Consider the following 24524-nt stretch of genomic DNA (forward strand, 5'->3'; position numbering starts at 1 on the left):
TGTTGCAGAAAATAGTGACAGTCATCATCGTGCATTTGTATGTAAATTACTAGTGCCGAGTGTGAACATGGCATTTATAAATATGTACAATCCATTCTGTTTTGTCACAAAGTGCGTGCGCTAAGTCACTATTTTGGTGGTGAAAAGTCTTGGTTACGTTGGCTTGACGTAAAGAGGGAGGCATTGCCAGTGAAAGGTGAAAAGTGAGAGCGCCGTCTCAACGTCGACGCTCAACGCCGATCCTCACAGTCAGCCCAGCAAAGCGGGTTGTCGTCATCAGACAAAAAAGCGCAAAACAAACGCAGACCAAGGAAAAAGAAAACCCAGCCGAGGCTGGGTTTTTGATGGGATTTATCGCGCGTTGCGTTGGAAGGCATCGATGGAGTCAATTGGGGTACCGATATCCAATGGCGGCGCTTGTTCATGGGCCTGGCCCTGACAGTGCATGACAATGCGGTTTGAGGTACGCGGTTTGATCACATCCACCACAAAGCGCACCATGTCAGCGCGGCTCACTTTTTCCAGTGCCTCAATCACTCTCTGGCGCTGGCTGAACGTCTCATCTTTATTACCGATGCTTACCCATAAACGCTGAGCACGGGCTCGCAGGTTGGTATCCGGCTCGGCAATTTGTGCAATCAGGCCTTGTTTGCTGGCTTGCCACTGTGCTTCATTGAGTTCTAATAGTACCAGCGCAAAGGCGTTGGTGAATTCGTCCATCGCTTCCAGCAGTTGAGTCGGCGCAGCCACTGGTGACTGAATATAGAGGATCAGACCCGGATGGCGATTCAGCGGCAGGTTCGCGGTACCCACCATATAGCCCAGTTGCTGGCGGGTGCGCAGCTCATGGAAGAAGGTGGTCGACATCAGGTGATTGGCCAACGTATAAATTGCAATCTTGCGCGGCGTGATGGCACGGGATTGGTAATACATTAACAGTGCTGAGTCCGCATGATCACAATGGATCTCGTGGCTTAATGTGCCCGATCGATCTAAATGCACCAACGGGCGCTGTGCTTCACCGTACAGCTGATTGGTGACACGAAACGCATCTTTTAGCGTTTCTGCCAGTGCAATCGTGTCTTCTTCCAGCCAGTTACCGTACACGAAGGTATCAATGTGCAGCTCGGCAAACATGGCTTCGACAAACGCAGGCAGTTCATCTACCTCAATGGTTTCCAAGGCTTCAATCAATACCGGATACGGTGGATTATTCGGTTGCAGCAGGCCGGTCAGCTCATTGAACAGCTGAGAAATCGGCTTATCCTGCGCCGCATTACGCCAGCTGCGCAGCATCTGTGATTTGATGTTCTCAAAGCGTTCCGGATTAAATTCACGATTGGCAAAACGCTCTAGCAGCAGCTTGAGTAGCAGGGGGTGTTTTTCACTGAAACCTGACAGTTGCAGCGTTACGCCACCCTGATGGGCATACAGGTTATAGGACATGCCTGCGATCTCTGCCGGATAGGCCGATTCATTGGTCGCTTCCAACAGCATTTCCACACACAAACGCGTTTTGACGATATTGCGCGGTGAGCTGACCGCATGCGGACTGTCAATCGCTACATACACGATGCCTTTTGGCACGCGGAACTCATGCTCTTGTTTGTGCCATAAACGGAAACCCGGTAGGTCCTGAATCAGTTTTGGCGGCAAATCGGTGCTGTCAGCGAGCGGCAGGGGATCCGGTTTTTCACACAAATACGGGTTACGTTCTGGCAGCAGTAAAGCGGCTTCGGTGCCAGGCTGCTGCCATTGTGCAAGTTGTGCATCGGTAAATGGGGTCACGCCGTACGGGGTGTCGTACCATTGCGCGGTGCGATCATAGTTTTGGCCGTGCGCGACCAGTACCAAACGCATGTTGTCCGGACGCAGACGGTCGAGCAGATCGCGGATCAGCGGCTCGTCGTAGTCTGTCATCATGTAGTCACCGTAGATGATGTCTTCCGGTGCGTAGTGCAGCAGGTTCATCACCAAGTAACTGACGGTATCGAGCGGGCGGCTCTTTTCCTGATAGCGAAAAGCCATGTCCAACACCGAACGTTTTTCGTCAAAGCGCCACTGATCGAGACCCTGATCGCGGATCAACTGAATGTACTGGAACACATGGGTGACAATGGCATCCACGTGATCTACTCCCGTCGGTGTCAGGCTCAGGCTGACGGTAAATTCACGGAAGTTACTGCCGCTGACACCGCCGCCTGCGGCCAGTGAGTTGACCCAACCCAATTGTTTCAGGTGCGACATCAGGCTGCCTTGGCCTTCGTTACCCAGTAAATGGGCAATGTAAGACAACGGCTTCTGGCGGTAATAGGCATCCATCGGTGGCAAGGTGAAAGAGAGCGTCAGCTTACGCACTTCTTTGAGCGGATCAATGGTGATAAAGCGGCCATTTTCGTTCTCTGTTACCAATGGCACGGCGACAGGCGCTTTGGCTTTATCACTGTTGGGGATGTCGCGGAAGAAAGTGGTCGCATAGGCTTCCAGCTCTTCCAGTGATTGCGGCCCGAGCAACACCAAGCCCATTAAATTGGCTGAGTAGTGCTGCTGGTAAAACGCAATAAGCTCGTCGCGTACCAGGCTGTCGTCACGATCGGCCAACGTGGTGAGATCGCCCACAGAAAATTTGGCAAACGGGTGAGCTTGGTTGATGGTTTCTTTGTGCACCTGATACAGGCGGCGCACATCATCTTTGAGTTTGAGTTTGTATTCCGAGTCAACCGCATTGCGCTCTTTGTCGACCGCTTCTTCGTTGAATAACGGCGCGGTAAAAAACTGGCCGAAGCGATCGAGCCCTTCACCGAAGGCGTGCGGACTCACTTCAAAAAAGAAGGTGGTATTTTCGGTACCTGTCCAGGCATTGTTGCTGCCGCCGCTTTGGTTGATGAAGGTTTGAAACTCACCGACTTTCGGGTACTTCTCTGTGCCGAGGAACAGCATATGTTCAAGGAAGTGAGCCATGCCTTGACGATCTTGCGGATCGTTGAAATGGCCGACTTGGACGGACAACGCCGCAGCTGAACGCGGGGCGTCAGCATCATGGACCAGCAGCACTTTAAGCGCATTGGGCAAGGTCACATAGCGGTACTGTTTGAGGTCATTAGGACTTGTCTGCACAGGAAGGGCCTATTTTTTGCGGAAGAGTAACGTAATTATGACGTTCATTAACAAGGCTGGCAAATGAAAGGCGAGGGAATCTTCCATGAAACAAGCGGTTAGCACGGGTCTTTTTGCTCAGATCCTACCGGGCTCACGGAAAAGTAACAGAGTACTACGAACCTCTGTTTTCACACTGGGGAACTTGCTAGGATAGCTTGCCACCCTCTCCGGGTTTGTCTGCCCGGGTTGAATGATAGGATTTGGCGGCTGTCACGTGACAGTGACGCCATGACCGAACGCTGATTGAGGGGCATTTAGCTTAAGTTTGATCGAACCGATAGTGCTGCGAGTATGCAAAGAGAAGGCGGACTATCAGGATCGCAAACGTGATATTGGAAGAATTATGCGAATCTATATTATGCGCCATGGTGAAGCCCATACCTTTGCAGCGAGTGATGCAGAGCGGCCGCTCACCGAGCGGGGGCAGGTACAATCCCTGCACATGGCCGTCCAATTGGCGCATCAACTACCAGACGGCATTGAGAGTGTTTGGGTCAGCCCGTATTTGCGCGCTCAACAAACGTGGGCCGCGATGGCGGAATACCTTCCTACACCTAAGCAGTTGCTGACCGTGGATGAGATCACCCCTTACGGTGACGCAGAAGATGTGGCAACGTACCTGAAAGCCGTGATTACCGTTGAGCGTCCGGACAGTGTGCTGCTGGTGTCGCACTTGCCGCTGGTGGGTTACTTAACCGCCGAGCTGGTGCCGGGCTTACAGCCTCCGATGTTTATTACCTCGTCGATTGCTGCCATTGAGTTTGATCCGGAAACCGGTGACGCTGAGCTGCTCTGGCACGCCAATCCTGAAGGCTAAATCGCCGGATAAAAGAGAAATCGCTAAGGTTTTGCTTCAAGGGGTCGATATAGAACGTATCGACCCCTTGTTTTATGATGCAAAGATACTGCGATGAAAGCCAAGTTATCCCTTATTGCGGCCGCCGCGTTACTGGCCGGTTGTGCCCAAATGCCGCCAGCCCCGAGCATTAACAGTAACGGTGCCATTAAATGGGCCAACGGTGTGACGGAAGAAATGCACATCTCAGCGTCCGGCAGCACACTGACGTTCGCCGCACCACAGAGTTTATTTAATCCTGGCGGGATCACCATTTTCTCGCGTATCGACAGTGCCCGAAACGGTAACTGCGAGCATTATTACAGCGAGCAGGCGGTGAAAACACGCATGCAGATCTGTGATAACGGCGAAGTGACCCTGATTGTGGAAGGGCAAGTGATTAACGTTGGTGCGTTAGCGCGGTATATGTACTAAAGGGACGAGAGGCGAGTTCGCGAGATACGAGTAAGAGCTAAAAGCGTGACAGGTTTTTGAAAGGACGATAATTCTCCTCGAACCTCGAACCTCGAACCTCGAACCTCGAACCTCGAACTTTGGCGAGGGGCAGCCTCGCCGCCGCTTTTATCGCTCCGGGATCTCAATCAGCACCAGCAGGGCGCCGTCGCCACCAAATTCCAGTGGGGCTTGGTGGAAGGCCATGACATCCGGGTGCTGTGCCAGCCACAATGGGGCTTTCTGTTTTAGGATGTGTTTGCCGATCCCGTGCATCACACAGCAACAGGCCACACTTTCCTTTATACACGCGGCAATCATTGCGGCCAGCTCACGTTTGGCTTCCTGCTGCGTCATGCCGTGCATATCCAAATACATGTCAGGTACATACACCCCACGGCGCAGTTTCTTCACTTCGTATTTCGACACCCCGGTACGGGCATATTGTGTCGGGCCGGTTTCGTTTAAGTGCGGTTCAAACTCATCAGAGAAATAAAACTCATGATTATCGGCTTCTTTTGCTGAGAGTTTCGCCTTATCCTGCTTTGGACCCTGTCGGCGCGGTGCGATTATGGTATCATTAGAGATCTTTTTTACGCCCTTAACCGCATCCTGGAACAGCGAGAAATCCTCATCCAGGTTAAAATCTTTTTTGCTCATAGTGAAAAATTCCAACAACTTTATAGCGGTATTGTAGCGCCATTCGGAGGCTATTTTGGATAAGATTTTTGTCGACGAAGCTGTCAACGAACTTCATACATTGCAGGACATGCTACGTTGGACGGTTAGCCGTTTCAATGCTGCTGGCCTATTTTACGGTCATGGTACAGATAATGCGTGGGATGAAGCAGTACAATTGGTATTGCCAACCCTTCACCTGCCATTGGATGTACCGTCAGAAGTGCGTTTCTCTCGCCTAACCAGCAGCGAGCGTCTTCGTATTGTTGAGCGCGTGATCCGCCGTATCAACGAACGTACCCCGGTTGCTTACCTGACGAACAAAGCATGGTTCTGTGGTTTGGAATTCTTCGTGGATGAGCGTGTCCTTGTGCCACGTTCCCCAATCGGTGAATTGATTGATAACTACTTTGAACCGTTTCTGAAAGAGCGTCCAACGCGCATCATGGATCTGTGCACCGGTTCGGGCTGTATCGGTATTGCCTGTGCCCACGCATTCCCAGAAGCGGAAGTGGATCTGGTTGATATCTCAGTAGATGCACTAGCAGTGGCTGAGCAGAACATTCAGGACCACGGTCTTGAGCAGCAAGTGATCCCTCTGCGTTCAGATCTGCTGCGTGATGTGCCAAAAGATAAGTACGATCTGATCGTGACCAACCCACCGTATGTTGACCAAGAAGACATGGACAGCCTACCAGATGAGTTCCGTCATGAGCCTGAGCTAGGCCTAGCGGCTGGTTACGATGGTCTGGATCTGGTTCGTCGTATTCTGGCTAACGCACCGGATTACCTGAAAGAAGACGGCGTGCTGATCTGTGAAGTGGGTAACTCCATGATTCATATGGAAGAGCAGTACCCGCACATTCCATTCACGTGGATTGAGTTTGAAAACGGCGGCCACGGTGTATTCATGATGACCCGTGAGCAGTTGGTTGAATGTCAGGACGAGTTCGCTGCATTTCGCGACTAAACTGACTGGCATACCCTGATTAAACAAAAAACCGAAGCCTTGGCTTCGGTTTTTTTATGGCGGCATCGTCAGTGACAAAATAACCCCCACTTGGGCGAGCATTTTATAGCGCCCATAAAAGAGCGGGCGCAACTTGCGTTGCGCCCTTAGGTCTTACATGCAGCAATCCCGCTACGATGGTGCTCCCTGCATCATTCCGTTGACAGCTGATTCCTTCAGCATCGTCCTTTTTTACTTCATCCTGAAGTGTTCCATTGGCCTTCCTGACCCGTCAGTACATCCTGTCCTGACTCTCTTCGACCTTCCTGGCGGTGTCCCTGACTTCATCCTGAAGTGGTCCATGTGTCATCCTGACGTGCAAACTTCCTGTTTACCACTGAGCCGTTCCTCGGCTATCCCTTCACAGTCCATGTTCGATATACCATCCTAGTACACCGGTCTCATCCTGAGACTCCCACATCCTTGGGGCTTTCCTGTTCCGTTCCGTCAGTTCCTTCCGACACCAATAAGATTACGCTTTTCCCTCGCAGAAAAAAGACAGGCAGAAAAAACTTTTTACGCAGGGCGAATTGATTTAACTATCACTACAATAAAAATCATTTAAAAACATATGTTTAGTGTTTTTAGTGAAGAATAAACGGCAGCATGAAGCGAGAATGTCCCACACTCTTGTAAGAGATCTCGCACAAGGGGGCGGGGTAAAAAGGATATCGCCCTGCAGAGCATCAAAAAGACAGTGAAAAATAGGAGTGAAAACGGGAACAAATCGTGGGTTTACAGTGTAAAAAAGGGGATCTGAGAGAGGTGTCCTGCACGTTGTTTAAGGCGCATGCAGGACGCAAGATCGAACAGGATCGTCTGTGCAGGAGCACTGTGCGAGAGGCACAATGGATCAGCGAGGATCACTGTGCCTCTTAAAGCGTGTTGCAGGGCTTATGCCTGACCCGCTTGTTGTTTGCGTACCAGTTCTGCCATGATCGCATTGCGGTTAGCCAGGTAGTCGTCTAAGCCCGCTTTGCGCAGATCGCACGATGGGCAATCGCCACAGCCGTCACCAATAATGCCGTTGTAGCAGGTCAGGGTCTGCTCGCGTACCACGTCCAACTTGCCGCACTGATCCGCCAGTGCCCATGTTTCCGCTTTGTTTAGCCACATCAATGGCGTATCAATGCGCATCTCACGATCCATGCCCAGTACCAATGATTGGTTCAGGGATTTTACGAAGGCATCGCGACAGTCTGGGTAGCCAGAGAAGTCTGTCTCACACACGCCGGTGATCACCGCATCGGCACCGATCTGGTACGCGTAAATGCCAGCCAGTGTCAGGAACAAAATGTTGCGACCCGGTACGAACGAGTTTGGCAGGCCATTTTCTTGCAGTTCATGAGAAACAGGAATGTTATCGCGGGTCAGTGAACTGATCGCCAATTCATTCAACAGGCCCACATCCATCACTTTATGGGCCGCCACGCCTAATTGTTTGCACAGGGCTTCGGCCACTTCGATTTCCAGTTTATGGCGCTGGCCATAATCGAAAGTGATGCAGTGCACTTCATCATACTGAGCAAGGGCTTGGATCAGACAGGTGGTTGAGTCTTGGCCACCACTAAAAACAACAACAGCTTTGCGCATGGATAGTATTCCTTGAGAGTTATCGTACCGAAAAACAGTCGGTAGGGGATACCTTGTCTTTATCTGTAAAGATCAAGATAGACCAACAGCAGGTTCTCTATTGGCATGGTCATGCTACCGTAGCTCCCGATAAGAGAAAAGCACTGTTGATCTCTCACTCAAAAAATCCCCTCGCAAAACGGGCTACCCTTCAACTTCCCTCAGACTGCCTTTAGGCTGACCATTCACCGGTTTGCTCAAGGTGCTGTAATTGCGCCAGATAACCCTCAATGTCCCCGATATGCTCTGCCACCCACTGGCGGTCAAAATAGGTATCAAGGTAACGCTCGCCGCTGTCACATAATAAGGTCACGATAGAGCCGGTTTCGCCTTTGGCTTTCATCTCGCAGGCCAGTTGCAGCGCGCCATACAAGTTGGTGCCGGTTGATGCGCCGGCTTTGCGTCCGAGCAAGGTTTCCAGCCAGTGGACGGTGGCAACGCTGGCCGCATCAGGAATGGTGCGCATGGTATCGACCACATCCGGAATAAAGCTGGGCTCCACACGCGGGCGGCCAATGCCTTCAATGCGGCTGCCGCAGTCACGGGTGAGCGTTTTATCACGGCTGATGAAGTAATCATGGAATACCGAGTTTTCCGGATCCACCACGCACAACTGGGTCGGGTGCATTTGATAGCGCAGGTAGCGACCAATGGTGGCGGAGGTGCCGCCTGTACCCGGACTCATCACGATCCAACGGGGGATGGGGTGCGGCTCGAGAGTCATCTGCTCAAAAATGCTGTTGGCGATATTGTTGTTACCGCGCCAGTCTGTCGCGCGTTCCGCATAGGTGAACTGATCCATGTAATGGCCGTTAAGTTCACGGGCCAAGCGGCGTGATTCGGCGTAGATCTCGCTGGTGTTGTCCACAAAATGGGCCTGACCGCCGTAAAATTCAATTTGCTCAATTTTCTTACGGGCCGTCTTACGCGGAACCACGGCAATGAACGGCAAGCCAAGCAGGCGGGCGAAATAGGCTTCAGAAACCGCCGTACTGCCAGATGACGATTCAATGATTGGCGTGTTTTCCCCAATCCAGCCATTGCATAAGGCATATAAAAACAGAGAGCGCGCCAGGCGATGTTTGAGGCTGCCGGTCGGGTGGGTGCTTTCATCTTTCAGGTAGATATCAATGCCGGTTAAGGCCGGTATATCTAACTTGATCAAATGGGTATCGGCCGAACGTTGGTAATCGGCATCAATTTTACGAATCGCCGCGTGGATCCAGTCAGCGTGATGGCGCATAAGGCTCTCCTCGTGTGATGTCAGTGCGTGCCGTGAGGCATTTTGTGGGCTTGCTCACTACTGTAAGTCTGAACGGATAAAAAAACTTTATCTTCCTTTCTGTCATTGGCGTAAAATAGAGAAAAATATTCTACTAATTATTCCTTGTGAGCAACCCGATGGCCGATTTAGATAAAACTGACAGAACATTATTACGTCTGCTGCAACAAGACGGCACGTTAGCATTGGCGGAACTGGCCGATGCGGTGAATTTGACCACCACACCGTGTTGGAAGCGTCTTAAGCGTTTGGAAGAAAGTGGTATTTTGCGTCAGCGCGTAGCCTTGTTGGATCCGGTGAAACTGGGTTTGTCATTCACGGCTTTTGTGCAAATCAAAACCAGCAACCATTCCAAAGAGTGGTACCACTCCTTTGTTGAAACCGTGGCGGAGTTTCCGGAAGTGATGGAGTTTTACCGCATGGCCGGCGAGTATGACTACATGATGAAAGTGCAGGTGGCCGATATGTCGGCGTTTGATCAGTTCTACAAGAAACTGGTTAACAGTATTGAAGGGCTGACCAATGTGACGTCAACCTTTGCCATGGAACCACTGAAATACACCACGGCCTTGCCGGTATAGTTTTACCTTTATCATCCATGTGTTTGTGTGTTTTTTGACCGCTTCAGTGCGGTGGTGTGCCTTGTTGAGCGGATCCTTTTCAAAGAAATGCCCGCGCTACATTACAACGGGAACGGAATTTGTGAAGGTGGCCGAACAGTCAGGATGCTGGCTGATGTAGACCATTGCCGTTAACGATAACAAGGAGCATACACATGGAATTCCAGTTTCTGCGTAAAGACAAGGCCTACACCTACCTCGACATGCACGCCGCATCGTTTGAAGAAGAAAAAGCCCAACTGCAAGCACAAGGATGGGAGCTGGCTGAAGTGATTGAAGCGGTCAGTAAAAAAGCGGCGATTGAGCAATACCAATCCAGCAACACTAACTTTGCGGCCAGAGCGGCGGCAGTGGGGGCGGCCATCGGCTTTTTTGGCAGTTAATGGTGGCCGATAACGGCGATGAGAGGGTGATCGGCAAGCGGTGAGCTTTCCCCTGTTAAAACAGACAGATCTGCTGCTTTTTCTGCGTTTAACTGATTGATTTATAGCCAGCTATATTCGCATAATGGAGGATTAGCGGGCGTGTGCACGGAGGCACGCAGCAATCATCGCAGGGAGGAAGCAGATGCAGGTCTTTTGGCAACTTCGGTGGTATTTCCACCAACAGTGGCGTCGCTATTGCGGCGCCATCGCGATCTTAGTGATCGTGGCATTATTTGAGCTGCTGCCTCCCCGAGTCATTGGCTGGGTGGTTGATGGCGTGGTCAGCGGCGACATGACATCGTCGGAATTACTGGGCTGGCTTGGTGGATTGGCCGCGCTGTGGGCGTGTGTGTATTTTCTGCGTATTATTTGGCGTTGCTGGTTGTTTGGTGCGGCTTATGAGCTGGGCACGGTACTGCGCAACCGCCTCTACAAACATTTCTCTTCTCATCCTCCGGTGTTTTTTGAACGTCACAAAACCGGCGACTTGATGGCGCGATCCACCAATGATGTGAATGCGGTGGTAATGACCGCCGGCGAAGGCGTACTGACGGCAGCGGATTCTTTGATCACCGGTTTGACCGTGCTGTTTATCATGACCGCCACCATCAGCTGGGAGCTCACCGTGTTAGCGCTGCTGCCCATGCCGATCATGGCCATTGTGGTGTTCTTTTTAGGCCGTCAACTGCATACCCGTTTTTCTGCGTCGCAAGCGGCGTTTTCCGATCTCACTGACAGTGCACAAGAAAGCCTGAACGGGGTGCGGATGATCCGTGCCTTTGGGTTGGAGCAACGCCAACAGCGGGACTTTTCGGCGGTGGTGGATCAGGTCGGGGAGAAAAACATGGCCGTGGCGCAGGTGGATGCCAAGTTTGATCCGGTGATCCAAATTGCCATTGGTATGTCGTTTTTCCTCAGTATTGCCGGGGGCGGGTATATGGTCTCGCAGGGGCAGTTAACGCTCGGGGATCTGACCGCGTTTACCCTCTATCAAGGTTTGATGATTTGGCCGATGCTGGCGCTGGCTTGGCTGTTTAACATTTTGGAGCGGGGCTCGGCGGCGTGGAAGCGTCTGCAGCAGTTGTTTGATCAACAACCGGAGATCGTCAGTGGCGCACAGCCGCTGTCTTTGCAGCAACAACCGCTGTCGGTAGCGATTGAGCAATTCTGCTGGCAAGGACAAAACCAGCCCGCGTTAGCCAATGTGCACTTTGAGTTAGCCGCCGGAAAAATGCTGGGGTTGGCCGGGCCAATTGGCAGCGGTAAGTCCACCTTATTGGCGTTATTGCTGCGCCAGCAAGAATTGCAGGACGGGCAGATCCGCTACGGTGACGTGCCGCTGCGAGAGGCGAATCTGGAACACTGGCGCAGCCGGTTTGCGGTGGTCAGCCAGACGCCGTTTCTGTTTTCCCGCTCCATTGCTGACAACATTGCCCTGGGCGATCCGTCTGCCAGCATGAGTGCCATTCGCGCGGCAGCACAAGCGGCCTGTATCGACAGCGATATCATGCAGTTCCCGCAAGGGTACGACACCTTAGTTGGTGAGAAAGGTATTACTTTATCCGGCGGGCAGAAACAGCGGATCGCCATTGCCCGTGCCTTGTTGTTAGAGGCGGAAATTCTGGTATTGGATGATGCACTTTCAGCCGTAGACGGTAAAACCGAATACCAGATCTTGCAGAACTTACGTGGGCAGGATCAGCGAGGGCAAAACGCTTTCAGACAAAACAAGGAAAGTAACAGCAAGCCGGATCGCACTGTGATCGTGATTGCCCACCGTCTGACAGCCTTGGAAGCGGCCGACGATATTTTGGTGTTGCACCAAGGGCAGATCAGCGAGCAAGGCACCCATGCATCCTTGCTGCAAGATAACAACTGGTACGCCGAAATGTACCGCTATCAGAAACTGGAACAAGCGATTGAGGGGGCAGAATGACGGTGCAACAAGAACGTGTGAACACAGCCGTACTCAAACGCCTGTTACGCTATGCTCTGGCCGATAAACGTAAGCTCACCATTGCGGTGGTACTGCTGTTTTTGGCTTCGCTGGCGGATGTGTCTGGCCCGTGGTTGATTCAGCACTTTATTGATCACCACATCGCGACCGATGATTACCCGATGGCTGCTGTCGGCACATTGGCTGCCGCGTATGTCATTCTCATGATCATGGCGGCCTGGCTGCGCTATTTGCAGGCATTGCGGTTTAACGAGCTGGCCATTGATGTGGTGCAAACTGTGCGTAAGCAGTTGTTTGAAAAAGTCATCAACCAGCCCTTGTCGGCGTTTGATTATGTGCCGTCGGGGCAGTTGATCTCCCGTATTACCAACGACACCGAGTCCCTGAAAGATTTCTATGTGCAGGTGATTGGCACCGTGCTGAAAAACGTCACGTTGATCGTGGTGATGCTGGTGGTCATGAGCCTACTCAGCTGGCGCTTAACCTTGGTGGTGTTGTGTTTGCTGCCTGTGGTGCTGGGCGTGATGGTGCTGTATCAACGCAAAAGCGCACCGGCGTACCGCAAAATGCGTGATCTGCTGGCAGATATCAATGCCTCAATGAGTGAGTCGATTCAGGGCATGAGTCTGGTGCAGTTGATGCGACAGGAAAAAGCCTTCTATCAGCAGTTCTCAGCGTTGACCGACGATCATCTGCAAGCCCAGCGCAGCATGGTGACCTTGAACGGCTTTATGTTGCGCCCGTTGATTGATTTGCTCTCTGGCGTGGCCTTGCTGTCGTTGGTGGCTTTGTTTGGGGTCAGCGGGCTGGAGCTGATTGGTGTGGGGGTGTTGTACGCCTTCATCAGTTACTTAGGCCGGGTGACTGAGCCATTGATTGAACTGACCCAGCAACTGTCGTTGTTACAACAGGCACTGGTGGCCAGTGAGCGTATTTTTGGTTTCATTGATACCCGTCAGCAAGCCTACGGCGATGACATCCAACCGCTCACCTCGGGGCATCTGGCCTGTGAGCAGGTGAACTTCAGCTACGATGGCAAACAACCAGTGTTGCAGCATATCAACGTGACCTTGCCGCACTGTGGTTTTCTGGCACTGGTCGGCCATACCGGCAGCGGAAAAAGTACCTTGGCCTCATTAATGATGGGCTTTTATCCGCCGGGTGACGGGCAAATTTTATTGGATCAGCGTCCGTTAGCCAGTTTGTCCCATGATGTACTGCGTGACGGGATCGCCATGGTGCAGCAAGATCCGCATATTCTCAGTGCCTCGGTGCGCGATAACATCACCTTGGGGCGTCCGTTAGTGTCGTCGTCAGGTGTGGCGTTAGGCAAAGAGGAGGAAGATGCGGTGATCTGGCAGGCGCTGGACACGGTCGGCTTGGCCACTCAGGTACGTGCCTATGCAAAAGGGCTGGATACGCTGTTGGGCAGTGGCGGGGCGAATCTTTCTGCCGGACAAAAACAGTTGCTGGCACTGGCACGGGTGTTGGTGTGTAAACCCAAAGTGCTGATCTTGGACGAAGCCACCGCCAATATCGACTCCGGTACCGAGCAACACATTCAGCGCGCCTTGCATGCGTTGCGCCAAGACATGAGCATTGTGGTGATTGCGCACCGTTTATCGACCATCATCGAGGCGGATGAAATTCTGGTGCTCAGTCATGGCGAAGTGCTGGAGCGCGGCGAACACCGCCAACTGTTGGCACAACAAGGGCATTACTGGCAGATGTACCAGTTGCAACAGGCCGGCGAGCATTTGCAGCAATTGGAAGCCGAAAGCCTGACAGAAACGGTGTCGGAAGCGCCCGTTTCGGATTAGTCTGTTTCGAAAAAGCTCATGGCGAAATAGCGCGGTGAGGGCTGATTTAAGCGGCTCCACAAGCCATAAAAAACGGCGTAACAGTCTCAGACTGTTGCGCCGTTGGTGTTTGTGATGCGGTTTAGATGATCTGCGCCGAAAGCGATTTAGTCAGCTTTCGACTCGCTCTGCATCGCCGTGTTACGGATCAACCCTTCTTGGGTGCTGGATGCCACCAGTTCACCTTTCTGGTTGTAGATCTCGCCACGCACAAAGCCGCGTGCACCACTGGCTGACGGGCTATCAATCGCATACAGCAACCATTCGTCCATACGGAACGGACGGTGGTACCACATCGCATGGTCAATCGTAGCCACTTTCATTTTCGGCGTCAGCAAACTCACCCCGTGCGGCTGCATTGCCGTGGTTAAAAAGCCCCAGTCAGAGGCATAAGCCAGCAGGTATTGGTGAATACGCGGATCATCCGGCATCTCGCCATTGGCTTTGATCCACAAGTACTGCTTGGCTTCCATCGGTTGCGGTGCGAGCGGATTGATCGGGTTCACCGGACGTACCTCAAACGGACGTTCGCGGCTGAAGGTTTCCGCCACCACTTTTGGCAGGTAGTGGGCGATTTTCTTAACCAGATCCTGCTCAGACGGGAGGTTTTCAAACGACGGCACTTGCGGCATTGGTGAGTGGTGATCAAACCCGGCTTCACCGATCTGATAAGACGCAGTGAGGTAGAAAATCGGTCGGCCAAACTGAATCGCTTTTACGCGGCGGGTACTGAAACTCACCCCATCACGCAGGTTTTCAACGTCATAGATGATAGGTTTAAGTGGATCGCCTGCACGCAGGAAGTAACTGTGGAAAGAATGGAGTTGGCGTTCAGCGTCAACGGTCTCCTTGGCGGCGGATAACGACTGACCCAATACTTGGCCTCCGTAGACCTGGGGCAGGCCTAAATGCTCACTTTGGCCTCGGAACAATCCTTGCTCAAGCTGCTCGAGATGTAGCAGAGTGAGAAGTTCATTCAGTTCTTTGCTCATCGGGACTCCATAAATAATGTTATCATTGCGCCAAGGAAGGTATCGCCGATGCCCCCGTCGCGCAAGCACTGTGTCCGGTGCGGCGGCGGTTGTGCGCCATTGGCCTGAACATACCTCAACAGGCATTCGCCGTATCATCATTCAGTTTTATATTAAGTTCAAGTGCTTACCTAGCCTTATTCCCACGCTATGGAAAGCCCAACAGGAGACATCATGAAAAAGGTTTTCACTCTGATTTCAGCATTGGCTGCGGCATTGGCGATCTCTGCGTGTACCACCATTAAAAGCACAGACAGCGGTGTTGAAAATGTGACCGGTACCGTGAGCTACCGTGAGCGCATCGCGCTGCCAGACAACGCGCGAGTGACCGTGACACTGGCAGATGTGTCTAAAATGGATGTCGCAGCAGAAGTGATCAGCAGCCACGCGTTCCTGACCGAAGGTCAGCAAATCCCGTTTAATTACCAGTTGACGTTCGTACGTGACGAAATTCAGCCGAACCATACTTACGCGGTAAGTGCGCGCATTGAAGCGGACGGCAAACTGCTTTTCACGACGGATACGGCTAACCACGTGATCACCGATGAAGCGAAAACGCTGAAAAAAGATCTGCGTTTGGTGAAAGTGCAGTAAGGATAAACGCCTTATTCGAATTGGCCTGTTACGCCCGTGACAGGCCATCCCAACGGTATGTCGCGAGCCGAATTTTACCGGCTGCGGAGACCTCAACGCCTTCGGCTAACAATTTTTGTCGTTGGCGTTGTAAATCACTTCCCGTCATAGAAATCTCCCCCTTTGCGTTAATCACCCGGTGCCACGGCAGGGTAGACCCTTCCGGCAACGTCGCCATTAAACGGCCGACTTGGCGTGCATAACCCGGAAAACCGGCAAACTTGGCGATATCCCCATACGTTGATACCTGACCAGATGGAATTTGGTGAACTTGGGTGTAGATTTGACCCGCAAAATCATCCATATTTATACCTTGAACAAAAATAGACCGTTTGGGCTAAAAATAATGATGGCTGCATAATAATGCATTGATTTTATTGCGCTATCAGAACGCAAGGAGGCGCTGCCATGTTGTATGCCGCGTTACTATTTATCGTCAGCATTATGCTGACCATTGTGGGGATCAGTGCGCTGGGGCAAAGTCAGGGAGACTTACCGGCGTTGGCATTAGCGATCCCTGCGTTATGGCTGCTCCCGCAGGGCGGCGTGTCAGCTTGGCTGTTATTGATTGGCCTTGGGGCGTACGGCATTGTGTTGCCGGAACAATCCCTCGCGCTGTCTGTCAGCCTGTTTATGATGATCCCCATCTTCTCTGTCAGTTTCTCCCCGAAAAGCCCGTGGCAATTGGGGGCGCTGTTGCTGTCCATCGTGTTAGCCATGGACGTGGGCCTGATGGCACTGCAAAGCGAAGGCAAACTGGCCGGCACACCGACCGCCACCATTGTACAGATTATTGCGGTCGGGGTGATATGGGTAGCGCTGCGCAGTTGGCGCGCGGTGGAAGGCAATACCTGGTGGCCGGTGTTCTTGGTGGTGCCATTGTGGGTCGGGGGCATGGAACATGCCGCTTTAGTAGCCTTGTGTGTAACCGGCTTACTGGCGACCTTGCAAGGCATGCTCAACACGTCGCTGAAAGAGTGGGTACCCCGCATGGGCTGGATTCTGCCCGCCATTGGCTTTGCCACTATCGTCCTCATTCCGTGGTTTGAGGTTCCGAACCCGGTGCTGGTGGCGTGGTTGCTGATCCTCGGCGGCGCATTGCTGGGTGAATACCTGCTCGAAGATCAGGAAGAAGAAGTGTAGGGCGCAAGGGTTATCGACGTACCGTTAGCCCGTTGCATAGCGGATAAAAGTGCTTGTGAATCATAAGAAAGCAGGGAATTGGCGGTAAGCGGACAATAAATCAGCAGTTGATGGCGGGAAGGCTAAACAGCCCTTGCAATCCCCCAAGGGATGACAGATAATCCTTCCCGTTCTCGCAAGAGACACAAAGAATCTATGGAGGCCCCCATTGGTCCTCCCGCAACACTAACCTGTGAACTCGGCCAGGCCCGGAAGGGAGCAACCGCAGCAGGTGAGGTGTGTGCCGGGATGTGGCTGGTGGGGGCTTCCACCCATCTGAAATAAAGTTATTTTTCAATAGCTTATCTTCCCATAAGACATCCCTGTTACAAATTATAGATCACAAAATAGATCGCGCCAGTATCACCTTGCCTATCTCTTCACGATCATTCTAATTCAGATATTCTCTCTCTTTTCAATTTGCATCAGTTTATCTCAACGGATCGCGGTCAGTGTATTTTAAGGCAAGATTATCCTTCCCACTCCTCCAAGCGTTTCGGCTTGCCATGAACACTCGATTCGGCATAACCCGTTTGTCGATAGTGGTAGTCTTGTTTGCCATTTGACTGGTATTGCTGGTTATAAAACATCAGTCGATTGCTGAGCTCGCTGTCGAGGTTCGCCATTGTCTTTTTTACACTGTCCTCAATGATAAAATCGCTGAATATACTTTCCCATATTACAACGTTCTTATTCTTCTGGTGCACGGAAACTTGTACGGCAACGCGAACGGCAATTAAGCCGATAAACATACTCAGTGCTTTGCTGTGGCGGTGATAAATCGGTGCAAACGTGAATTCGCCTGACGCATTGGTTGTGGTCGTTACTTCCTGTTTTTTATCGAGATAATAGACAGAGAGGGTAACGGTCTGGTTGGCGAGCACCATACCGTCTTTTCTCAGTACGCCGCTGATAAAGGGAGAATGCAGTTTCATCTCATGGCGCAGTAGCTGTATTGCGATTAACGCCACCATACCCACCATTAACCAAGCGGCTAGGGTATCAAAGACCTTGATCAGTGAAATGATGGTATCGATAAAAGTCCATAGCCCGTCCATGCTTCCCCTCTGTGAGTGATCAGCTTAAAGATGTGATAGTGCAAGCTGCAAAGCTGCGTGTTGCGATATCGTCAGTGACGTTGTGAATTCTCACATAGCAGTTTCTTTAAGCCAGTGACAGTGGGACTCGGTGTTCATTTGCTCGGCGTTGTTCACAGAATGGTGGTATTAGCGGCTTCACTGCCGCGCCTTCATTTTGCTAAAATCGAGAAGATGAATGGGAAAAAGGATTGCGGTCATGACAACGCTGAAATTTACTGAACAAGCATTGCTTGAGGGGCTGACTCTTGAGAATGCGCATGCAGAACTTGCTGATACACCTAGCCTTCAAGAGTGGGACGCGATGCTAGAGTCTGCAGGATACATTGACGACAGTGTATTCATGGACGATAAGAAAAGGTGGGACGCATTGAAATCGAAAGCCGCCCAAAAAGTGCATGATTAGAACATCATGCACGAATAATCGAGATATCTATCTCTATATTCTCCTATCTTTACATTTTTGAACCCTCGGTACACATGACACTTCCTCTTTACTAACTTGAGGTGGATAATCGTGTGCGATCCCTCTTTTAATCTATTCAAACCCACAAATTTAGTGGCCTTCTTTGCCGTCATCGAAGGGATCCAGTTCATAAGAGAGTTGTGTCAGTTGAATTGCCAATTCATCGCTAATGCAGGAATGGGGAACGTGTCTAGGTAGGATCGAGTCTAATTTCAATGCTTGATAATCTGGGTGTTCTGACAGCGTCTTTAAGTATCGGTTAAGTAACTCTTCTGGTGTTGAGGAGCGCTGTAGCTGCTTTTTGATATTTTGTGCAAGCTTGCGAATATCGTTTTTGTCGGTTTCTTGAAAGTCATCATTATCATTTAGTTCTTCATAAATTACATCGGCAAACTGACGATGGCTCCAGCCTAAGGTGTCTAACGCTTTTTGAATTTGCTGTTGTTTATCCCTTGTCCCCATTTGTCCCCACTCCCTGAGTTAATATTACTTCGTCTTAGCGAAGACGCATTAATTACGATATTTTTAAGGATAAAATTATGTCTAAATCAGGTCAGAAAATGACCCCTGAAGCCGCTGCTCAAATTCAATCAAGTGAAGCGAAACATCACGGTGGCAAAGTAGCTAAAGACTCATTTTCAGCGCGTGTTCAACGTGCAGCAGAAAAAAATCAAAAAAATAAATAGGAGATACCACATGACTAAGCCAGCACCGTCACCAAACCCTAACTACCCGAGTAAGAATCCAGGGATGCCTTCAGGGAAAGGGCGGGGTAATACCCCTAAAAAGTAATTGTTATTATGTGGTGGCCTGACGGCCGCCACTTTTCTATTTGCATGTTTTTGCTTTTTGTCTGAATACCGCTAAGAAAGGCCCTTGATCATCGTTAAATGAAGAGTAAGGCACAACTTCCATGGTTTTTTCTAAGCTACATAAACAGATCTCGCGTTTGTTCTCATACCGACTGACAGCAATCAAATTTTTGGCTGAATTTAGGCAAGTATCAACAATGGCGTATTCAACATTCAATGGGTATCTAGTCTCATCCCATGCAGTATTTACCTTATACCCCCCGAAAGCGCCGATAGCGAGTGCGGTAGTTGCTGATATGAATTTTCGTTCACTAAATTTTTTCCCTTTAAAGCTCTTATCACATTCCTTGCAGCTAATGTGATCTGCAAATGCGATGTTATTGTTTACATTGCAATGCGGACACGTAATTTCCATATTTACCTACTAGCTATATTATTCTGAGCTATGTGCAATTGAGTTCTCATTTTCACTGTGTATTAAACCATAAAGTCAGAATAACTTTCACTGTGTCGTTATAATATTTACTGCTGTATTTTTCTGTATGTCACGTATAATATTCCTTCACCTCCCCTCTTTTTTACAATTTCTTTTTGGCTTCATTCGACGTTTATCTTACGGGTGTTAATCATGGGAGTCATGATTAGGCGCGCGACGATTAAGTGACTGATTGGGTGATTGCGTAAATTATCGTTTCATCTCGTTAACCGCCTCGCAGTGTTACTTCTTCGTAAGGTTTCGCTTTTAAGTAATATATTGAGCGCCAGCCACGTTGCATGTGTGTTGGTTGAGCGGGTAGGGAAATCATATAAAAGGGATGTTAGGTATGAGCAATGTGAACAGGGTGCAGCACATTAATATTAATCGGTTTGAAATAAAGTCTGCCGATACGGATGATCCCGTCTCAAAACGCATTAGCTGGAATCCATTGGCGCTAGGTGGGTGTAAATACAAGGCTCAAACGATGACGGTGTTGGGCGATACAATAGAAATCAAAGAAAGCACATCCTCAAAGTTAATGTTAGCGGTTTTTTGGATCACGGGTTTGGTGCTCTGTTACTTTGCGAGTCAGAGTGATTTTGAGGGATGGTGGATAACGATGTTTATCGGTGTTGTCTTTACTGTGGTGGGCTTAGCGGCAACATTTTTATTTTTCGAAACGTTGACGTTTGATAAGGCACAAGGCGTGTATTTTCGAGGGCAGTATGAGCCGGAAAAGACATTCGTGAATCGGCAAAAACAAGGACGGTTGGCGGATATTTATGCGTTACAGATCCTTAGCGAACATCTTCATTCTGGTGTCTCACCTTTTATTAGTTATGAGCTTAATCTGGTTTTTGAAAATGGCGAGCGCCTTAATGTCATGGATCATGGCGACCTAAGTGCGTTGGAAGATTCAGCCATGCGTTTAGCAGAACTTATCCATGTTCCTATCTGGAAAGCGTATTAATTAGCATTCGATACGTGAGATAAGGCACATATTGATTACCAAACACGTTATATACGCATTGATTTAAGGTGTGAGTGTCAAATAAAAGGGATGTTAGAAATATGAATAGTACGCAGCACATTACGATTAATCAGTTTGAACTACAGCTTGCAGATACGGATGATCCCGTCGCCAATCGGATTAGCTGGCATCCGATGAAAAAAGGTGGGAGTAATATCAAGACACAATCGATGATCGTGTCGGGAGATAATATACGCATTGAGTCAAGTTTGCGTATTAAGCTATTTTTTGCGGTTTTCTGGGTCACGGGTTTTATGCTCCTTTATGCTGGTACTCAGGTTTATTCGGCAAGTGGCGCCTTCTATTTTATGGGGATTTGTTTTAGTGCAATGGGCTTAGGTGGCGCCTATTTCTTTACGAGAACGGTGACGTTTGATAAGACGCAGGGCGTGTACTTTAGAGGATGGCAAGGCCAAGAGATAACATGTGTTGACCGACAAAAGCAAGGTCAATTGGCTGATATTTATGCGTTACAGACCATTAGCGAGTGTGTTCGGTCGGGAGAGGATTCCTCAACGTTTATCAGTTATGAGCTTAACTTGGTCTTTGAAAATGGCGAGCGTGTCAATGTTATGGATCACGGCAACCAAAGTGCATTTGAGGATGCGGCCATGTCGTTGGCCGAATTTCTTGATGTGTCTATCTGGAAAGCGTATTGATAGGCACTCAATCATCAAGGCTGCCATATAAATAACCAAGGTTCCTACATTTCAGATCCCTATACATTATGATAGTGCTTAGGCTTCCTTTTACAGGCATGTATCAGGAAGCTTTCTGTATCAAGGCTATCGGTAAAATCACGCGTCATCCCTCCTTGTCATCACTCTTGCTTCCCTCCCGCTGACTGCTGCTTTTCGGCTAAACATGCTTTTTATCTTACAGGTGTAAAGTAAACGCACCAGTTTCGCGGTTGCGCATTTCTGCTAAGTCGTTGTTCGTAGTGTGAGCTGGATCTACTATTTGTGCGACAAATTGTAACTGAATGTTTCTGCGCAAATCTTAAACGCCCGCGATAGAGGCGATATATCAAGTTGGTTTCCTATAATGAGTGAAAAAGCCGCACCTTCCCATTTTGTTCGTAATCTCTTCATTACGCTGATTGCCGCCGCGATCCTTGCCGCAGCCGGCTACTTCTATGTTGAGCATCAAAAGAACTACCCAAGCACCGATGATGCGTATGTCCACGCGAATATTATCTATATTGCGCCACAAGTTAGCGGCAAAGTGCTCAGTGTTAACGTGTCCAATTACCAGCCTGTGAACAAAGGGGATTTGCTGTATCAAATTGATCCGGCGCCTTTTCAGGCTCAGTTAGATGAAGCACGTGCCGCTTACGAGATGGCGATTCAAAGTAATGCGGCCAGCGATGATGCGATTCTGGCTGCCAGTGCCAACGTTAACAGTGCGGTTGCTTTGCTGGCGGATGCCCAATCAACCTATCACCGCATTAATGAGTTGGTGAATAAGCAGTTACTACCGGCACAACAACGTGATGATGCCAAAGCCAAACTGTCAAACGCGGAAGAAAATGTGATTGCCGCGCGTGCGAAAATGTCACAGTTGATCAAAGCGCAGGGTGCACAAGGTACAGCGGCACCGGAAGTGAAAAAAGCGGCGGCGGCGTTAAGCCAGGCAACGCTATCGCTGTCTTATACCAATATTTTTGCGCCAGTAAGTGGTCACTTAGGCAGCTTGAGTGCACATGCGGGTAGCATCGTTTCTCCGGGTCAGGCGTTGGTGCCGTTAGTGGCAGATCATACTTACTGGGTGCAAGCAAACTACAAAGAGACCCAACTGGAGCGCATTACCACAGGTATGCCGGCGACCATTACGTTGGATCTGTACCCGAATGCGCAATACCACGGCCTTGTACAATCGATTTCTCCGGCAAGTGGCTCGTCTTTCTCGCTATTGCCACCAGAGAATGCGACAGGTAACTGGGTGAAAGTGCCACAACGTTTCCCTCTGTACATTCAATTGACTGATGAAACGGCGCATCCTGATTTTCCACTGCGTGTTGGCGCGAGTGCGACAGTGACTATCGACACGGTGAGTGGTCCCGTAACAGCAAGCACAGCGAACAGCCACACTACACAGCCAAGCCCACAATCTAGCCAGCAAGAGCAGTAATATGGCGGAGTTAGCGAAAGTAGACGCTGCCGACGAGGATGACGCCAACGTATTGAGTGAGGGCGCGCGCAAGTTAATTACGCTTGCGGTGATGCTCTCTGCCATCATGGTGCTGCTCGATATGACCATCGCCAACGTTGCGTTACCCCACATGATGGGGGCGCTTGGGGTGACGTCAGATCAAGTGACGTGGGTGTTGACCTCGTACTCCATGGCAGAGGCGATATTCATTCCGTTGGCGAGCTTTTTGGCGCTGAAATTTGGCATTCGCCGTCTGTTGCTGATTTCAGTTGGCGGCTTTGTCATTACCTCGGCGCTGTGTGGTCAGGCCGATGGCATTGCAGAAATGGTGACGTTCCGGATCATGCAGGGGGCATTTGGCGCCTCGGTGATCCCGCTGTCTCAGTCGATCATGGTGCAGATCTATCCGGCCAGTCAGCGTGGTAAAGCGATGGCGCTATTTAGTGTCGGTGTACTACTGGGCCCGATCTTGGGGCCAACGCTGGGCGGGATCATCACGGAAAATATGGACTGGCGTTGGATCTTCTACGTCAATATGCCAATTGGTGCGATCTGTCTGAGCCTGCTGTATTTCTTCGTCAAACTGGATGGACGCGGTGAGAGCAAGCTCGATTGGCCATTGGTTATCGCTATGAGTATCGGCATTGGCTTGCTGCAAATGGTGCTCGACAGAGGCAACGAGGAGTCGTGGTTCCAATCTAATGAGATCCTGCTAGCGGCGATCATCAGTGGTATTGCGATCCTGTTCTTTGTAGGGCGTTCGATCAAAACCAAAGGCGATATTGCGCCCGTTTGGTTGCTACGCGATCGCAACTTAGCTATGTCGAGTATCGTGATGGCGGGGTTCTCGATGGGGATGTTTGGCATCACCCAGTTACAGCCGATGATGCTGGAGCAGTTGCTCAACTATCCGGTTGAAATGACCGGCTTCATGATGGCACCGCGCGGGTTCACCTCGGCCATTGTGTTGCTCGCGCTAGCCCGTTACATGGACCGAATCGATGCACGTTTGTTGATCGTGATTGGTTTGTCGTTGAACGCCATCGGCACCTACTTGATGATGCAATACTCGCTCGACATCAATACCTATTGGGTGTTGATGCCAAGTATCATTCAAGGGGCAGGAATGGGGTTGGTGTTTGCGCCGTTAAGCCAGTTAGCGTACGCCACATTAGCGCCGAAAGACACCATCGGCGGGGCGGTGATCTTCAATTTGTGCCGCACCATTGGGGGATCGTTCGGTATTTCGATTGTGAATACCTACTTCTCTCGCACGCAACAACGCGAGTGGCATGAATTGGGTGGGGCGCTGTCACCGACCAATCCGGTATTGCAGCAAGCAGCTCACGCTCAGGGTACAAGCATCACGGATCCGTCATTTTTGGCACCGATCCAAAATTTGTTGCACCAGCAGTCAACCTTGACGGCCTTTGTGTACACCTTTGGTTTCTTGTTCTTCTCGTACTTGTGTTTAATTCCGCTCCTAGCGTTATTTAAACCCAAGCCAAAACTCAGTGCGTAAGCTGAATGCTGAAATCAATAACCAAATCAGAATATAGGCCTAATTCTTAAGCTGAGTACGTAAACGGTCATTGAACCTAACAGTGGGGGCATCTTGCTCCCGCTGGTATTACCTTTCTTAAACTGCTGCAATGACCTTTTCTTTAACGAGACACCCATCCTTATCTCCCACATTTATTTCCTCTTTATCCTGACATTTTTTGCTTGGGCTCTT

At 50.3% G+C, this 24524-nt stretch carries 24 protein-coding genes and 1 other RNA gene; 16 read left to right on the plus strand and 9 right to left on the minus strand.

All coding sequences use genetic code 11. The features are described 5' to 3' along the window. Positions 1-351: 351 nt before the first annotated feature. Entirely contained in the window at positions 352-3117 is a 2766-nt protein-coding gene (locus tag ABT58_RS13350; RefSeq protein WP_047874921.1) for an insulinase family protein, read from the minus strand. A 385-nt stretch (positions 3118-3502) separates the two neighbouring features. On the opposite strand from ABT58_RS13350, the gene sixA reads away from it, so the two are divergent. Both sixA and ABT58_RS13360 read left to right on the plus strand, forming a co-directional pair. After that, positions 3503-3976, plus strand: a complete 474-nt coding sequence (gene sixA / locus ABT58_RS13355; RefSeq protein ID WP_047874922.1) for a phosphohistidine phosphatase SixA — start codon at positions 3503-3505, stop codon at positions 3974-3976. Positions 3977-4069: 93 nt separating this feature from the next. After that, entirely contained in the window at positions 4070-4429 is a 360-nt protein-coding gene (locus tag ABT58_RS13360; protein ID WP_082211100.1) for a hypothetical protein, read from the plus strand. 147 nt (positions 4430-4576) lie between these two features. Here the strand turns inward: ABT58_RS13360 and smrB are convergent, their stop codons facing one another. After that, positions 4577-5107: an endonuclease SmrB gene (gene smrB / locus ABT58_RS13365; protein WP_047874923.1), complete on the minus strand. Its 531-nt coding sequence runs from the start codon at positions 5105-5107 to the stop codon at positions 4577-4579. Between the two features lie 55 nt (positions 5108-5162). On the opposite strand from smrB, the gene prmB reads away from it, so the two are divergent. Beyond that, the gene (prmB, locus tag ABT58_RS13370; RefSeq protein WP_047874924.1) at positions 5163-6095 is read left to right on the plus strand and encodes a 50S ribosomal protein L3 N(5)-glutamine methyltransferase; all 933 of its coding nucleotides are present in this window, start codon (positions 5163-5165) and stop codon (positions 6093-6095) included. A gap of 933 nt (positions 6096-7028) precedes the next feature. On the opposite strand, the gene queC is transcribed toward prmB, so the two are convergent. Further along, positions 7029-7727: a 7-cyano-7-deazaguanine synthase QueC gene (gene queC, locus ABT58_RS13375; RefSeq protein WP_047874925.1), complete on the minus strand. Its 699-nt coding sequence runs from the start codon at positions 7725-7727 to the stop codon at positions 7029-7031. A gap of 211 nt (positions 7728-7938) precedes the next feature. Continuing rightward, entirely contained in the window at positions 7939-9009 is a 1071-nt protein-coding gene (locus tag ABT58_RS13380) for a PLP-dependent cysteine synthase family protein (RefSeq protein ID WP_047874926.1), read from the minus strand. A gap of 158 nt (positions 9010-9167) precedes the next feature. Here ABT58_RS13380 and ABT58_RS13385 point away from each other — a divergent pair, with 158 nt between their 5' ends. From ABT58_RS13385 to ABT58_RS13400, 4 genes are all read left to right on the plus strand, one after another. Further along, the gene (locus ABT58_RS13385; RefSeq protein ID WP_047874927.1) at positions 9168-9629 is read left to right on the plus strand and encodes an Lrp/AsnC family transcriptional regulator; all 462 of its coding nucleotides are present in this window, start codon (positions 9168-9170) and stop codon (positions 9627-9629) included. A gap of 194 nt (positions 9630-9823) precedes the next feature. Beyond that, entirely contained in the window at positions 9824-10051 is a 228-nt protein-coding gene (locus tag ABT58_RS13390) for a hypothetical protein (RefSeq protein WP_047874928.1), read from the plus strand. Between the two features lie 184 nt (positions 10052-10235). Then, the gene (locus ABT58_RS13395) at positions 10236-12029 is read left to right on the plus strand and encodes an ABC transporter transmembrane domain-containing protein (protein WP_047874929.1); all 1794 of its coding nucleotides are present in this window, start codon (positions 10236-10238) and stop codon (positions 12027-12029) included. After that, complete coding sequence (locus tag ABT58_RS13400; RefSeq protein WP_047874930.1) at positions 12026-13870, plus strand: SmdB family multidrug efflux ABC transporter permease/ATP-binding protein; 1845 nt, start codon at positions 12026-12028, stop codon at positions 13868-13870. Before ABT58_RS13395 ends, ABT58_RS13400 begins: the two co-directional genes overlap by 4 nt. 146 nt (positions 13871-14016) lie before the next feature. Here ABT58_RS13400 and tesB read toward each other — a convergent pair whose 3' ends face one another. Beyond that, positions 14017-14901 (minus strand): acyl-CoA thioesterase II, encoded by an 885-nt coding sequence (tesB, locus tag ABT58_RS13405; protein ID WP_047874931.1) that lies wholly within the window; start codon positions 14899-14901, stop codon positions 14017-14019. Between the two features lie 213 nt (positions 14902-15114). Between tesB and ABT58_RS13410 the strand changes: the two genes are divergently transcribed. Next, positions 15115-15534 (plus strand): YbaY family lipoprotein, encoded by a 420-nt coding sequence (locus ABT58_RS13410; protein ID WP_047874932.1) that lies wholly within the window; start codon positions 15115-15117, stop codon positions 15532-15534. Between the two features lie 28 nt (positions 15535-15562). Here the strand turns inward: ABT58_RS13410 and ABT58_RS13415 are convergent, their stop codons facing one another. Then, entirely contained in the window at positions 15563-15877 is a 315-nt protein-coding gene (locus tag ABT58_RS13415) for an MGMT family protein (protein ID WP_047874933.1), read from the minus strand. A 104-nt stretch (positions 15878-15981) separates the two neighbouring features. On the opposite strand from ABT58_RS13415, the gene ABT58_RS13420 reads away from it, so the two are divergent. Continuing rightward, positions 15982-16716 carry a VP0952 family biofilm-associated protein gene (locus tag ABT58_RS13420; protein ID WP_047874934.1) on the plus strand — a complete coding sequence of 245 codons (735 nt, stop codon included), beginning with the start codon at positions 15982-15984 and terminating at the stop codon, positions 16714-16716. A gap of 206 nt (positions 16717-16922) precedes the next feature. After that, positions 16923-17019, plus strand: an RNA gene (ffs, locus tag ABT58_RS23770) — signal recognition particle sRNA small type. Positions 17020-17225: 206 nt separating this feature from the next. Here ffs and ABT58_RS13425 read toward each other — a convergent pair. Next, complete coding sequence (locus tag ABT58_RS13425; protein ID WP_047874935.1) at positions 17226-17813, minus strand: DUF6795 domain-containing protein; 588 nt, start codon at positions 17811-17813, stop codon at positions 17226-17228. A 238-nt stretch (positions 17814-18051) separates the two neighbouring features. Here ABT58_RS13425 and ABT58_RS13430 point away from each other — a divergent pair, with 238 nt between their 5' ends. Next, on the plus strand, positions 18052-18258 hold the full coding sequence (locus ABT58_RS13430) for a hypothetical protein (protein WP_047874936.1): 207 nt from the start codon (positions 18052-18054) through the stop codon (positions 18256-18258). 150 nt (positions 18259-18408) lie between these two features. Here ABT58_RS13430 and ABT58_RS13435 read toward each other — a convergent pair whose 3' ends face one another. Further along, a complete protein-coding gene (locus ABT58_RS13435; RefSeq protein ID WP_047874937.1) occupies positions 18409-18780 on the minus strand; it encodes a hypothetical protein in 372 nt (123 codons plus the stop codon). A gap of 77 nt (positions 18781-18857) precedes the next feature. Here ABT58_RS13435 and ABT58_RS23775 point away from each other — a divergent pair, with 77 nt between their 5' ends. Continuing rightward, positions 18858-19004, plus strand: a complete 147-nt coding sequence (locus tag ABT58_RS23775) for a hypothetical protein (protein ID WP_082211101.1) — start codon at positions 18858-18860, stop codon at positions 19002-19004. Between the two features lie 142 nt (positions 19005-19146). Here ABT58_RS23775 and ABT58_RS13440 read toward each other — a convergent pair whose 3' ends face one another. Continuing rightward, positions 19147-19545 carry a hypothetical protein gene (locus ABT58_RS13440; RefSeq protein WP_047874938.1) on the minus strand — a complete coding sequence of 133 codons (399 nt, stop codon included), beginning with the start codon at positions 19543-19545 and terminating at the stop codon, positions 19147-19149. A gap of 409 nt (positions 19546-19954) precedes the next feature. Here ABT58_RS13440 and ABT58_RS13445 point away from each other — a divergent pair, with 409 nt between their 5' ends. From ABT58_RS13445 to ABT58_RS13460, 4 genes are all read left to right on the plus strand, one after another. Further along, positions 19955-20578 (plus strand): hypothetical protein, encoded by a 624-nt coding sequence (locus ABT58_RS13445; protein ID WP_047874939.1) that lies wholly within the window; start codon positions 19955-19957, stop codon positions 20576-20578. Positions 20579-20679: 101 nt separating this feature from the next. After that, on the plus strand, positions 20680-21297 hold the full coding sequence (locus ABT58_RS13450; protein ID WP_047874940.1) for a hypothetical protein: 618 nt from the start codon (positions 20680-20682) through the stop codon (positions 21295-21297). 385 nt (positions 21298-21682) lie between these two features. Continuing rightward, positions 21683-22768, plus strand: a complete 1086-nt coding sequence (locus ABT58_RS13455) for an HlyD family secretion protein (RefSeq protein ID WP_047874941.1) — start codon at positions 21683-21685, stop codon at positions 22766-22768. Position 22769: 1 nt separating this feature from the next. Next, positions 22770-24311 (plus strand): DHA2 family efflux MFS transporter permease subunit, encoded by a 1542-nt coding sequence (locus ABT58_RS13460; RefSeq protein ID WP_047874942.1) that lies wholly within the window; start codon positions 22770-22772, stop codon positions 24309-24311. The last annotated feature ends 213 nt before the right edge of the window (positions 24312-24524 follow it).

Source organism: Photobacterium aphoticum (genome assembly GCF_001029435.1).
Lineage (GTDB): Bacteria > Pseudomonadota > Gammaproteobacteria > Enterobacterales > Vibrionaceae > Photobacterium > Photobacterium aphoticum.

Excerpts from the sequence above, each read along its gene's own strand:
- sixA (WP_047874922.1), top strand. The coding sequence starts at position 3,503 with ATGCGAATCTATATTATGCGCCATGGTGAAGCCCATACCTTTGCAGCG.
- ABT58_RS13360 (WP_082211100.1), top strand. The coding sequence starts at position 4,070 with ATGAAAGCCAAGTTATCCCTTATTGCGGCCGCCGCGTTACTGGCCGGT.
- smrB (WP_047874923.1), bottom strand. The coding sequence starts at position 5,107 with ATGAGCAAAAAAGATTTTAACCTGGATGAGGATTTCTCGCTGTTCCAG.
- queC (WP_047874925.1), bottom strand. The coding sequence starts at position 7,727 with ATGCGCAAAGCTGTTGTTGTTTTTAGTGGTGGCCAAGACTCAACCACC.
- ABT58_RS13380 (WP_047874926.1), bottom strand. The coding sequence starts at position 9,009 with ATGCGCCATCACGCTGACTGGATCCACGCGGCGATTCGTAAAATTGAT.
- ABT58_RS13385 (WP_047874927.1), top strand. The coding sequence starts at position 9,168 with ATGGCCGATTTAGATAAAACTGACAGAACATTATTACGTCTGCTGCAA.
- ABT58_RS13390 (WP_047874928.1), top strand. The coding sequence starts at position 9,824 with ATGGAATTCCAGTTTCTGCGTAAAGACAAGGCCTACACCTACCTCGAC.
- ABT58_RS13395 (WP_047874929.1), top strand. The coding sequence starts at position 10,236 with ATGCAGGTCTTTTGGCAACTTCGGTGGTATTTCCACCAACAGTGGCGT.
- ABT58_RS13400 (WP_047874930.1), top strand. The coding sequence starts at position 12,026 with ATGACGGTGCAACAAGAACGTGTGAACACAGCCGTACTCAAACGCCTG.
- tesB (WP_047874931.1), bottom strand. The coding sequence starts at position 14,901 with ATGAGCAAAGAACTGAATGAACTTCTCACTCTGCTACATCTCGAGCAG.
- ABT58_RS13410 (WP_047874932.1), top strand. The coding sequence starts at position 15,115 with ATGAAAAAGGTTTTCACTCTGATTTCAGCATTGGCTGCGGCATTGGCG.
- ABT58_RS13415 (WP_047874933.1), bottom strand. The coding sequence starts at position 15,877 with ATGGATGATTTTGCGGGTCAAATCTACACCCAAGTTCACCAAATTCCA.
- ABT58_RS13420 (WP_047874934.1), top strand. The coding sequence starts at position 15,982 with ATGTTGTATGCCGCGTTACTATTTATCGTCAGCATTATGCTGACCATT.
- ABT58_RS13425 (WP_047874935.1), bottom strand. The coding sequence starts at position 17,813 with ATGGACGGGCTATGGACTTTTATCGATACCATCATTTCACTGATCAAG.
- ABT58_RS13430 (WP_047874936.1), top strand. The coding sequence starts at position 18,052 with ATGACAACGCTGAAATTTACTGAACAAGCATTGCTTGAGGGGCTGACT.
- ABT58_RS13435 (WP_047874937.1), bottom strand. The coding sequence starts at position 18,780 with ATGGGGACAAGGGATAAACAACAGCAAATTCAAAAAGCGTTAGACACC.
- ABT58_RS23775 (WP_082211101.1), top strand. The coding sequence starts at position 18,858 with ATGTCTAAATCAGGTCAGAAAATGACCCCTGAAGCCGCTGCTCAAATT.
- ABT58_RS13440 (WP_047874938.1), bottom strand. The coding sequence starts at position 19,545 with ATGGAAATTACGTGTCCGCATTGCAATGTAAACAATAACATCGCATTT.
- ABT58_RS13445 (WP_047874939.1), top strand. The coding sequence starts at position 19,955 with ATGAGCAATGTGAACAGGGTGCAGCACATTAATATTAATCGGTTTGAA.
- ABT58_RS13450 (WP_047874940.1), top strand. The coding sequence starts at position 20,680 with ATGAATAGTACGCAGCACATTACGATTAATCAGTTTGAACTACAGCTT.
- ABT58_RS13455 (WP_047874941.1), top strand. The coding sequence starts at position 21,683 with ATGAGTGAAAAAGCCGCACCTTCCCATTTTGTTCGTAATCTCTTCATT.
- ABT58_RS13460 (WP_047874942.1), top strand. The coding sequence starts at position 22,770 with ATGGCGGAGTTAGCGAAAGTAGACGCTGCCGACGAGGATGACGCCAAC.